The sequence below is a fragment of the Pseudoalteromonas sp. AS84 genome, assembly GCF_038900255.1.
Taxonomy (GTDB): domain Bacteria; phylum Pseudomonadota; class Gammaproteobacteria; order Enterobacterales; family Alteromonadaceae; genus Pseudoalteromonas.
In genome coordinates this window covers 1-12,122 of the sequence record NZ_JBBMQY010000003.1, presented here as the reverse complement: position 1 = coordinate 12,122, position 12,122 = coordinate 1, and the positions used below count along the sequence as shown (strand labels likewise).

The window sequence follows — 12,122 nt, the reverse complement described above, 5'->3', positions numbered from 1 at the left end:
GCAGTCATTACTCAAAAATAACAGATAGACTAGTCTGTTCTTTAGAAATTGAACCGCTTTGATTAAGTTGAAACTTATAAAGAGAATGAGCAACAATATTTTTTCGTTTTACAGGTCCATAGTGCCTAGAGTCGAGACTATTGGAAAAATTATCACCAACAAGAAAATACTCTTCTTCGCTAAGCTTAAAAGCCGAGCCATTACTGCAGTTTTTATCCGACTTTAATTCTTCTGCTTTCCAGTTTGTTGTAATATTACGTGTAAAACCATTCACATATACTAAATCACCGCAGACTTGCACTTTATCATGTGGACCAGCAATCAGTCGCTTTCTATGCAAGTCACCTTGTTCATTTATGAAAGCATACATAGCACCTTCATCAAGACTAAAATCAAAATGTTTGGAGACTATATAATCATTTGAAGAAATAGTAGGCAAGTTTGACTTTGTTTCGTTTTGGTCAAAAGAATAACCTGTAACAAAGGGTAAATTTATTGAAAGCATAAACATGGTAATAACACTAACACCCACCGACGATAGTAAAGCATTTCGTTTTTTTTTCTGCATTAAATCTGCTATAAAAAAGGTTACAAACAATATTAAAAAACCATAAAACATATATTCAAATGAGTATAAATTAGAGCCAATCTCACATAACCTAATGAAATATAAGTAAATAAAAACAATTAAAATCTTACATAAAATGTTTTTCATTGCTTCAAACTACTCCCGTATTAAAGGTATAGCGCATAAACGCCATACCTAAATTTCAAAAGTTTTTATGGGTAAACAGGCGTGGCGCCTTCCACAGGGACTATGGAGCAAGAATCACCTGTGTCCCAATAACTTGGCATTTCACCATTACCCATCTTTGTTGGCCTTAAATATCTCAACCAGCCCCAGCCACCATTCACTTGTTCAATTTCTTTTACGTTTAATTCACGCATTTTGTTATACTCCATAAATCCGATGCTTTTTAGTTAAGTCATCGGGTTGCTAATGTGTTAACTCAACTGTTTGAGCTAATGGTTAGTAGGCTGGCTTTAGTTGTTCTCGCTAAAGTTTGACTAAAGTCAGCCACTCTATTCCCTGCTTAATATTGCTTATTGCAGCAAATTAAACAGATGAATTTTTGCTTGTTATCGGAATAAATTCCGACCTACAATGAACTATTAACTCACTCGCCCCTTTAGGCTGTATAGTGGCTCGAGTAACCATTCAATTAATGTGCGCTGCTCTAACATAATATCCGCTTCAAACAACATGCCGCTTTTTAGCTCGAACGCTTTACCATAGGCCTGCATTTGCTGTTGGCTGAGTGTTGCTCGCAAACGGTACACTGGCTCTTGCAGTGAAATGGGCAAACGTATTTCATTTGGGGTAATGAGTGCTTTGTCGATGCGGATAATTTTGCTGTTAATAAAACCAAAGCGTTGATAAGGGAAAGCATCAAAACGCAGGCGCGTATCGTTACCAAGCGCAATAAAACCTGCTGAACGTGTAGGTAGCAGCAACTCTGCTACTAGCTCTGAGCCTTCGGGAATAATATGCAACAGTGGTTTGGCTTGAGTAAGTGTTTCGCCTTCAACCACTTGAATGCCAGTAACAACACCGCTGTTACTGGCTGTTATGGTATATTGATAGTTACTTTTAATTTGTGTGAGCTGGTTTTGAATATCCGCTTGTTGGCGTTTAAGACTATTTATACGCAACGTATACTGCTGGGGCACGTTGGCAATATTAAAGCTAAGTTGACTTAATTGGTTTTCTTGCTGCATCAGCAAGCGCGCTAGGTTTTGTTTTTCTTGCTTAACATCTAACAAAGCTTGCTGCTGTTGCTCTCGCTCGATGTTTGATAAAAAGCCATTTTTATTAAGTTGATTAAAGTTGCTTTGTTGGCGGTTAAGTAGCCCTAATTTTTCATCAACCAGAGCAAGTTGACTTTGTAATGCAGCTTGCTCATTAGTAAGTGCACGTTTTTGCGCTTGCAAGTTAAGTGACTCTTGCTTTTGTAGGGTGTGGTTTTGTGTTACCTCATCATTGAACAACTGTATTTGCATACTTAGCTGCTCAACAAGCTGGGTACTCAAAGCTATGCCTTGGCTGTTATTTTGCTGCACAATAATGGTCGCCAGCGGCTGACCTTTAGTAACGGCATCACCCTCTTGTACAAATAGCTGCTCAATCATACCACCTTGATTAGCAAAGCTTTGGATTATCCCTTTATTGGGTATTAAAAACCCCCGAACTGTTTCCTTGCGTGAATATTCTGCTGTAAATAAAAAGGCTATCATTACAATCGAAATACATACCAAAATAAATACGGTAAGTTTTATTGATAGTGGTTGTGCGAGCGTAATCACTCCTGTTAAACGCTCTCTTTGCTGAGCGACAGCTTCCTTTCTAAATAACATCCAGTTGATCCGCTAAGATTGTTCTAATTTATATTACACTAGAATTCAATTAACAGTAAATCAACATAAAAGTCTAAAAATAAAATATTAATGCAAAAAACTAACTTATTTAGTTAGGCAAAATAAAAATACTAGCTCGATAAAATAGTCATCGGCAGACTCAATATTGGATTTTCTGAATCGGCAAAGTGCATCATTACAGCTACATGCCCAGCTACTACAACTGCATACATAACCGCTGAAAAGCCTTGGCCATATTTATCTAGTGGCATTAAATGTGAATAGTGACGGCCTCGCCATTCAAATACAATTTCCAGCGCACCAACAAACAAAAAGAATACCAATAACATTAAGCCAAAGGTGTAGCTTAGCCATAAGCCAAATAGTACGCCTAATAAGCATACGCTTAGGCCAATCCATGAACGCATTGAAAAGCTGATACTTTTTAATACATGCCCGCCATCAAGCGGCAAAATTGGTAATAAATTAAATAAATTTAATAACGCACTAAGCACCGCAACACCTGCAAATATTTCCATTTCGGTGACGTAATATAAAACGACACCCAACACCGAGGTAATTAAACCAAATGCAGGCCCCATTAGCGATATAACGACATCTTGCCAACGAGTCGTTATTTTATCGTCACTGACAGCTAGCCCACCTACAAATGGGATTAAATAAATACCTTTAGTTTTTATGCCAAAGTATTTCATTGCTCGCACATGGCCGTATTCGTGTACAACTAAACACCCAATTAGCATTAGTGCAAATTCAATACTAAATAACCACGCGTAGCCTGCAACAGAGGCCCCTGCAAGCACTACTTTAATTACCTTAGCACTTTTAAAAAGCTTAAAACCTAATGCAGCCAGCCCTAAAAAGCCTTTTTTAGGTGAGCCATTTGTAGGTGCTGGTAACGCAAGTTGTGTTGCAAATTGCTCATCAACAAAGAGCGAAATACTTTGCTCTTTCACCGCCGCTGTATCAATACCTATTACTTTGTTGTCGTAAGTAAACTGATAATAGTTTTCACGAGGATTATCGAAGGTAATAGCTTGTTGAGCATGAAACACCTGCACAATTTTTTGCCCAGACACCATAAGCGAAAATGGCTGCTCGGCTAAAGTAAGATCTATTCTTATCATAATTAAGACCATTTAAAATAATGGCGCTAGTATACCTAATCAACTTAAAAACACGAGTGAAGGTGTTCTATAACTATTTTCAAAATAAAAGCATTTGATACTGACAAAATAAAAAAACACTACTACTTTTATAGTAACCATAAGCTATACATTGAAAGGGATAACAGTGAACAAAATAGTGCCTAACATTTTAGTTGTTGACGACTCAAAAGCGATTTTGATTGTTATGGAAGCCATATTAAATGAATTAAATATGTCTGATAATGTAGTCACCTGCTTGAGTGCTGCTGAAGCCCTCGAAAAAGTTGCTTCTGATATAAACTACTTTGATGCTATTTTTACTGACCTTAATATGCCCGAAATGGATGGTATGGAATTAATCCGCCACTTAGGAGGGCTGCATTATCAAGGCGGTATTATTATTGTTTCTGAAATGGATCATAAAGTTATTAGTTTAGCTGCCAGCCTTGCCAAGCAACATAACGCTCACCTCATTGGTAATATTACAAAACCAGTGCAACTATCTCAGGTAAGTAGGTTACTTATTAAAGTAGCGCAATTAAATAGCCATACTTTATTAAAAGAGTCAGCCATTTCAAAAGATGAGCTTATTGAAGCATTAAAAAATGATGAAATAACGCCTTTTTATCAACCAAAAATAAACGCTGATAATAATAGAATTGAGAGCGTTGAAGTATTAGCGCGTATTCTATCAAGTAAAGACGGCAATATTATTTTACCTAACCGTTTTATAGGTATTGCCGAGCAACATAACTTAATTAATCAAATTACATTTTCTCTTTTTGAAAAGGCCACCAGCGAATTCAAAAATATGAAAGCGCAACTAGGTCATGATTTTAAGATGGCATTTAACTTATCGCCAACTCAGCTCGACGACTTAAACTGCCCTAATAAATTACTACTCATTTTAGAACTAAATCAACTCACGCCTAGTAATATAATTATAGAAATAACAGAACAACATGCACTCTCAAGCCTCATGCAATTAGAAACACTAAACAGATTAAGAATGCATGGCTTTGGTATATCGCTAGATGACTTTGGTGTTGGTTTTACTAATATGAATCAACTTCGAAACCTTCCTTTTACTGAAATTAAGATAGACCGCTCACTCATTAGCCATATAGAAACAGATTTATTTTCTCAAGTGGTTGTAAGTTCGTTATTTAACATTACGAGTAAAGATAATTTAGATTTAGTGGCAGAAGGTGTTGAGCGCCCAGAAGAGCTCGTTTATTTAAGGCACTATAAAAGAAAACTAGCCATACAAGGTTTTTTATTTAGCCGCCCTAAACCACAAGACGAATTTATATCTTGGGCTAAAGATTGGCTGAAAACTGATGGTAGCCCCGCTTAAAGCGGTATTAATATTTAATCGGGGCTGGTTAACTAATTATCACCCCGAGTGTGTTTATCTTCTTCGCTGACTATATGTGCACTACTTGCTAAACGTTTGTGCCAACGCTGCCTTGCTACTGCGCGCATATTAGTAGATTGGTCACGCTCATCTACAATCTCTAGCCCCATTAAAGCTTCAATCATGTCCTCTAGCGTTACAATACCCTGCACGTCACCGTACTCATCTACAACTAGGCATATATGCGTGCGCTTTGTTAAAAGAGTTTGCAGTAACGACGATACATTTTGAGAACTCGGCACCGTATAAATAGGCTTAATCAATTTGCTAATTTTGTAATCGGTACCTAAGCGGTGAAATGCCAACATAATATCGTTTTTATGCACAAACCCTACAATATCGTCGCTGTCTTTATCAAATACCAATATACGAGAAAATGACGACGAACCGTGATCGTTTAAATACTGATTCACGGTTAAGTCTTTGTGGATTTTAAAAATTACAGTTCGAGGCGTCATTAAGTCGCATAATTTTGCATGTCTAAAATGCAATAAATTACGAATTATTTCGGACTCATCCTGATGTAATGCACCCGACTCCGTACCTATATCAGCCATTGCCTCTATCTCTTGACGAATATAGTAAGCCTCATCGTGCTTTGGACCCATTAAATTTGTTAGCTTTTGTGCAAACCATACAAAAGGCTTTAGCGATATAACTAAAAACCTCAAAGCGTAAGTAACACTTGGCGTTAGAGCTCGCCAGTAATTAGCCCCCAAGGTTTTAGGAATAATTTCAGAAAGAATTAATACGAGGAATGTCATAATGGCTGATGCAATGCCTACAGCCGCATCGGAAAACACGACAGCTGCCTGTGCGCCTACCCCAGCAGCACCCGCAGTATGGGCAACCGTATTTAAAGTTAAAATAGCAGCTAAAGGCTGATCTATATTGTTTTTAAGTTTTTCGAGCTGTTTAGCAAGCTCAGGATGATCTTTCCTAAGTGATGCAACATAGCTGGGCGAAATACTTAATAACACAGCCTCCATCACAGAACATAAAAACGAAATAACAATCGCCACTACCATATAAACTATCAGTAAAGTCACTTTCTCTCCTCTATATTGGATATGTGAGCATGGTATCAATACATGCTATATTTGGCCAAACTTCCAATAATAATAGGCATAATAATGAAATTTAGCGCACCATGGTGTCATCAAAATAAGCTATTTAAGCATGCAGCGGCTCTTTTGACGCTTAGCAGCTTAAGCTTTGCTGCAATAGCCGCACCATTGGATAAATCAAAAATTCAGTTTATCGGCCCACTTGCCGAAGACATGCAGTTAAAGCCTTTTCAAACACCTCATGGCAATGCCATTATTAGTAACCTATTGCCGCAGCTACAAGCAGACTCAGATAGTTTTTCTGTATTTGGGAAAAAACAAAATTGGCAGCCGTTTAATAAAATCAATGCGCTCACTTTAGGTGGGTTACAGGCACTAAAATTTAATATTGAAACAACCCGCTTTACACAAGGTACACTTACCTTAAAAGGGATTGAGCAAGGTCAGTTATTTATTAATGGCGAACTACAAACAGGCGATAAAAATAGCTATAAGTTAGCTTTAAATAACAGTACTCACTCTATTTTAATAGTAGCCCAACAAGTAGCTAATTGGCACGACGTAATGCTTGATTTTGCACCTAAAAGCGACGTTGATAAAATTACGCTTAGCGCCTCACAAACAAAACGCTTATCTGCAAAACAATTGTTTGATGCCCCTACAATCAGTCAATTATCACTCGCACCTAATGCTAAGCAGTACGTTACTACTACTCGCACTTATAGCGATAAAACACAAAACCAAGCAAATACAGTTACTGTACTTAAAGATTCAGATAATCAAACGCTTTATCGCTTCGAAGCAGGCCAACCAAGTAACATTATTTGGAGTCCAGATAACCAATATTTAGTGTATTTGTTAAATGGTGAGCTTAAACAACTTAGCCGTAAAAACTTCTCAATAAAAACATTAGCAAACGATTTAGAAGGAGCCAATGGCTTTACCTTTTATAACGACACCAGTCTTTTGTTTAGCTGGTCTAAATCACCTGAGAACACTAACAACTTAACTAAGCACTATAAAGGTCTACAAGATCGCTGGTCGTATGCACGCTCCACCAGCCAAATTTATATGCTTGATACTAAAAGTGGTTTAACAAAAGCACTTAGCCAAGGCCCTCTTTCTTACAGCCTTGAAGATTCAAATAGTAACCGTGGCAAAATATTAATGAGCCGCCCAGTAATGGCAATGCAGGCATCAACACACCCAGAAACAGAGTTAGTCGAACTCGATTTAAAATCAAATAAGCTTTCATCGCTTGGTAAATTTAAAACGTTTAATTTAGCTAAATATGCAAATAAAGACATTTATGTAGTTGCAGGCCCTGACTTTAAAAATGGCGCAGGCAGAGCTCTACCAAAAGCAATGCTTGCCAATAACTACGACGGGCAACTTTATCTACTTACTGAAGGCGGTAAAAACGTAAAAGCACTTAGTAAACAGTTCGACCCCGCTATTGGCCAACTGCAAGTTTTAGAAAACGGCGATGCGCTCATTAAAGTAACAGAGCAAGACACTCAACCACTTTACCTATTTGATTTAAGTAAACAGCGCTTTAAAAAGTTAAATACAGGATTGGATATTGTTGAACAATTTAGTTACTCATACGACCGTAATACCGAAATTTTACTAAGTGGTACCAACGCTTTAGCTCCACAACAACTAAAGCGCCTTAACGTAAGTAAAAATAAAACAGATTTAATATGGGATTCAAAACCAAGTAGCTATGCAAATACACGACTCCCTACATTAGAAGAGTTTAATTTTAAAAATAAACATGGTGTCGAAATAACGGGTCGTGTGTACATTCCTAGCAACTTAGATAAAACTAAAAAGCACCCTGCGCTCGTGTATTACTACGGCGGTACTTCACCCGTTACGCGTGGTTTTACAGGTCGTTACCCGTTTAACTTATGGGCAGAAAATGGCTACGTTGTTTATGTAGTACAACCTACTGGCGCAACAGGGTTTGGACAAAAGTTTTCAGCGCAACATGTTAATGCCTGGGGCGACTACACCGCAGACGATATTATCGAAGGCACGCAAGCCTTTTTAAAGAAATACAACTATGTTGATAGTGAAAAGGTAGGAAATTTAGGGGCATCATACGGTGGATTTATGACCATGCTACTAGCAACTAAAACCGATATATTTAGTGCCTCCATTGCCCATGCAGGTATTTCTAACATTACCTCATATTGGGGTGAAGGTTGGTGGGGCTACTTATATTCTGGCGAAGCATCAAAAAATAGCTTTCCGTGGAATAACCCTGAGCTTTACAGCCAGCACAGCCCTGTGTTTCATGCCGACAAAGTAACAACACCTATGCTACTTCTTCATGGTGATAGTGATACCAATGTACCTGTTGGCGAAAGCTTAACAATGTACACTGCGCTTAAACTGCTTAATAAGGACGTAGAGTTAATCGAATACAAAGGCGCCGATCATCAAATATTTGCACGCGATAAACGATTTGATTGGTGGAACACCATGCTCGCATACTTTGATAAAAAGCTAAAAGATGAACCTCAATGGTGGGACTCAATGTATAAAAATGACTGAGTCTGCTTCTTCTAAATAACGACTTAATACAGATTTATTAATTGTAGTATTAATTACTTAGCACCTTTTAATTAGTTTAAAGGTGCTAATCTCATCCTCTAATAACACCTTCTACACCTTTGAAATATTAAGTTACTTAAAACTAATAAACCCCCTTCTCAGCATTTACCTAATGGTGCTACCATACAGAGCTATAAGCATTCAAAATAAAGTACTATGGCTATTAATGTTTTATTGGTTGAAGACGATGAACTACTCGTTAAACGCATCCAAAATCACTTTTCAGATACCGAATTTACAATAGAGGTAGACCCAACTGGCGCTGATGCACTTAGCATTGTAAGGCAGCGGGTAAACCTGCGCGGTGCTATATCATTAGCCATAATTGACATTGTTTTGCCAAAGCGCGATGGGCTTCAACTCGCAAAAGAATTAAACACACTTACCGATATTGGCGTTATTGTATTATCGAGTCGTGACTCCCAAGCCGATCGTATTGCAGGCCTTGCACAAGGTGCCGATGACTATATTTGTAAGCCTGTCGATTTACTTGAGTTAGAACTTCGCATGCGCGCGCTCTATAAGCGTGTTGCCGTTAACCTAGAAGACGACGAAAGCGAAGAGTTTATAGAATATGCTGACTTTAAGCTTCACCCCGATAACCGCACATTAATTACTGCTGCAGGCGTTGAATCACGCTTAACTGAAGCCGAACATAAAGTGCTTATTTGCTTAATTAGTAATGCAGGTAAAGCTACATCCCGTGAAAAAATATCAGAAGAAATAGGCCAGCCCGATTGGAGTCCAAACGATCGTACTGTTGATGTGCTTATTGGTCGTTTACGTAAAAAATTAAATGACGAAAAAGATCAAAAACGTATTGTTACCGTTCGCGGTAAAGGCTATATGCTCTCTATTTAATATTTAGTTAATTGCGCAATAAGGCGCTCAAATGCACGGTAATTAAGTGCTTCCTTAAGCTCATTTAAACTAATATTTTCAGCCCCGTTTAAATCACTAATAGTCCGCGCCACTTTAATCACTCTATGGTAAGAGCGTGGCGATAAAGACAACTTTTCGCTTGCTCTGGCTAAAAACTGCAACTCTGCTGGCGCCAGTACACAGTGCACACTCATTTCTTTATTATTAAGCCTCGCATTAACCTTACCTTGGCGTTTTAACTGTAGGTAATAAGCCGCTTCAACTCTTGCTCTAACCTCAGCACTACTTTCCTCTGGCTGAGTACTTTGTAGTTCAACGCTCGTTAGACGAGGCAGTTCTATTTGCAAATCAATACGGTCAATAAAAGGCCCCGACACGCGCGATAAATAACGCATAACTTGATCGGGAGTTGCCCGCTTATCTGTATGACTTCCTGTTGGACTTGGATTTAATGCTGTAATAAGCTGAAACTGCGCCGGAAACTCCATTTGCCTAGCGGCACGTGAAATAGTAACCGTACCGGTTTCCATTGGCTCACGCAGTGAATCAAGTACCTTGCGTTCGAACTCCGGTAACTCATCTAAAAAGAGCACACCGTTATGTGCCAGAGAAATTTCACCAGGTTTGGGATTCGAAGAGCCCCCCACCAAGGCAACAGCTGAACAAGTATGGTGTGGATTACGAAACGGCCGCTGTCGCCAATTAGTTAAATCTATGGATTGCCCAATAATAGAGTAAAGCGCAGCTGTCGAAATAGCTTCATCGTCCGACATAGTAGGCATTATAGTTGCCATTCGCTGGGCCAGCATCGATTTACCAGTACCTGGAGGACCTAAAAATAGTAAATTATGCCCGCCAGCTGCAGCAATTTCGAGTACTCGCTTTGCACCGGGCTGACCTTTCACATCGCTTAAATCGAGTAAAAAGTCAGGGGCTTGTGTGCAGTCGGGATACTCTATATTTAATGGTAAGGGTTGTTGATTAAGTAAATCCCCCCACACTTCTTGAATAGAGCTTACGGCTTTGCGTTTAACGCCATTAACTAGGCTTGCTAGGCTGTCGTTTGCAAGAGGTAAAAAGCAGCAACGATCTTGCTCTTTTGCAGCAAGTACCGAAGGTAAAATAGCGTTTACACCACGCACCTCACCATTAAGAGCAAGCTCACCATAAAACTCGTACTTATGAATATCAGGACACACTATTTGCCCAGAGGCGACTAAAATACCCACCGCAATAGCAAGATCAAACCGGCCACCATCTTTTGGCAAGTCAGCTGGGGCTAAATTTACGGTTATTCGTTGGTCGGGAAAACCAAATTGAGAGTTTTCGAGTGCGCTACGCACTCTGTCTTTTGATTCTTTAACGGACGCTTCGGGCAGGCCTACAATATGAAAAGCGGGTAACCCATTTCCTAGGTGAACCTCTACAATAACTTCTGGGGCATTTATACCCACTTGAGCACGAGAAAATATACGAGCTAACGACATTCCTTATCCTAGTAAATGGTGTGATTACACCAGTTTAGTCAGGATATTTAAAAACGTGTAATGTGATTTGCCATTTTATAGCAGCCAAACGAAGTAATAAGGTCATTAACATACCTAATACCATCGCCATTTCGGTTGCTAACGAAAAACTAATGCCAAGCGTATAAACAGTGCCACCCGCTATACAGGTAATAGCGTAAAGCTCACCTTTTAATAGCATAGGGATTTCGCGTGCAAGCACATCTCGAATTAATCCACCAAAGCAGCCTGTAATTACAGCCATAATTACCGCAGTCATATCGGGCATACCAACAAGCTGCGCTTTTTGCGCCCCCATTACTGCAAAAAAAGCTAAACCAAACGCATCCGCTGTTTGTAAAATATAATGAGGTATCGGCTTTTGTTTATTTATAAGGCGCGTTGTAACAAATACTGAAGCTAGTATGGCAAAAAAGTAACTTTGATCGTGTAACCAAAAGACAGGAACATCTAAAATTAGATCTCGCACTGTACCACCACCAATAGCAGTTACCGTCGCTAAAACTACGACCCCAAAGCCATCCATTTTTTTTTCGTACGCTAGTAAAGTGCCCGATACAGCAAACACCGCAATACCTATTAAATCAAACCAGTGGTAAAGTTCAGTCATATTTGTAACAACCCAAAAATATTTGTGCCGTTTTAACACAAACTAAACAAAGTTTTAAGTAATAACGATTTATTTTAAGTCGTTTATAACTTTTGTGAAGTGTATCTCAGGGAAGCGGGAGCTTGTGCTTATGAGTAGTGAATGCCTCATGCTGTGAAGAGGATCTTTAACCTATAAGCTAAATCACCACACTCATCAAATTTCAGGCATAAAAAAACACGCTTTAAGTGTGTCGTTTCATTCTTATTTATTTCAATGGTTGCGGGAGCCTGAGTTTGTAAAAAGTGAACCGACGACCTTCGGGTTATGAGCCACAATATACACACCAAATTTTAGACATAAAAAAACACGCTTTAAGTGTGTCGTTTCATTCTTATTTATTTCAATGGTTGCGGGAGCCTGAGTTTGTAAAAA

At 38.8% G+C, this 12,122-nt stretch carries 10 protein-coding genes; 3 read left to right on the top strand and 7 right to left on the bottom strand.

The window, feature by feature from the left end:
• Window positions 1–7: 7 nt before the first annotated feature.
• From lepB to WNY79_RS04245, 4 genes are all read right to left on the bottom strand, one after another.
• Window positions 8–715 (bottom strand): signal peptidase I, encoded by a 708-nt coding sequence (gene lepB, locus WNY79_RS04260; protein WP_342875245.1) that lies wholly within the window; start codon window positions 713–715, stop codon window positions 8–10.
• A gap of 65 nt (window positions 716–780) precedes the next feature.
• Entirely contained in the window at window positions 781–948 is a 168-nt protein-coding gene (locus WNY79_RS04255) for a hypothetical protein (RefSeq protein ID WP_170072230.1), read from the bottom strand.
• A gap of 225 nt (window positions 949–1,173) precedes the next feature.
• Window positions 1,174–2,415: an HlyD family efflux transporter periplasmic adaptor subunit gene (locus WNY79_RS04250; protein ID WP_342875244.1), complete on the bottom strand. Its 1,242-nt coding sequence runs from the start codon at window positions 2,413–2,415 to the stop codon at window positions 1,174–1,176.
• Between the two features lie 131 nt (window positions 2,416–2,546).
• On the bottom strand, window positions 2,547–3,563 hold the full coding sequence (locus WNY79_RS04245) for a site-2 protease family protein (RefSeq protein ID WP_076924017.1): 1,017 nt from the start codon (window positions 3,561–3,563) through the stop codon (window positions 2,547–2,549).
• Between the two features lie 166 nt (window positions 3,564–3,729).
• Here WNY79_RS04245 and WNY79_RS04240 point away from each other — a divergent pair, with 166 nt between their 5' ends.
• The gene (locus WNY79_RS04240) at window positions 3,730–4,941 is read left to right on the top strand and encodes an EAL domain-containing response regulator (protein WP_076924016.1); all 1,212 of its coding nucleotides are present in this window, start codon (window positions 3,730–3,732) and stop codon (window positions 4,939–4,941) included.
• A 32-nt stretch (window positions 4,942–4,973) separates the two neighbouring features.
• Here WNY79_RS04240 and WNY79_RS04235 read toward each other — a convergent pair whose 3' ends face one another.
• Window positions 4,974–6,050: a hemolysin family protein gene (locus WNY79_RS04235; protein WP_024590554.1), complete on the bottom strand. Its 1,077-nt coding sequence runs from the start codon at window positions 6,048–6,050 to the stop codon at window positions 4,974–4,976.
• An 84-nt stretch (window positions 6,051–6,134) separates the two neighbouring features.
• Between WNY79_RS04235 and WNY79_RS04230 the strand changes: the two genes are divergently transcribed.
• Both WNY79_RS04230 and WNY79_RS04225 read left to right on the top strand, forming a co-directional pair.
• The gene (locus WNY79_RS04230) at window positions 6,135–8,630 is read left to right on the top strand and encodes a prolyl oligopeptidase family serine peptidase (protein WP_342875243.1); all 2,496 of its coding nucleotides are present in this window, start codon (window positions 6,135–6,137) and stop codon (window positions 8,628–8,630) included.
• Between the two features lie 216 nt (window positions 8,631–8,846).
• Window positions 8,847–9,551 carry a response regulator transcription factor gene (locus tag WNY79_RS04225; protein WP_076924014.1) on the top strand — a complete coding sequence of 235 codons (705 nt, stop codon included), beginning with the start codon at window positions 8,847–8,849 and terminating at the stop codon, window positions 9,549–9,551.
• On the opposite strand, the gene WNY79_RS04220 is transcribed toward WNY79_RS04225, so the two are convergent.
• Together WNY79_RS04220 and WNY79_RS04215 are read right to left on the bottom strand one after the other, a co-directional pair.
• Window positions 9,548–11,059 (bottom strand): YifB family Mg chelatase-like AAA ATPase, encoded by a 1,512-nt coding sequence (locus WNY79_RS04220; protein ID WP_197185600.1) that lies wholly within the window; start codon window positions 11,057–11,059, stop codon window positions 9,548–9,550. The genes WNY79_RS04225 and WNY79_RS04220 overlap by 4 nt on opposite strands.
• Window positions 11,060–11,093: 34 nt before the next feature.
• Window positions 11,094–11,708, bottom strand: coding sequence for a trimeric intracellular cation channel family protein (locus WNY79_RS04215; protein WP_002957915.1), 615 nt, complete (start codon window positions 11,706–11,708; stop codon window positions 11,094–11,096).
• Window positions 11,709–12,122: the final 414 nt, after the last annotated feature.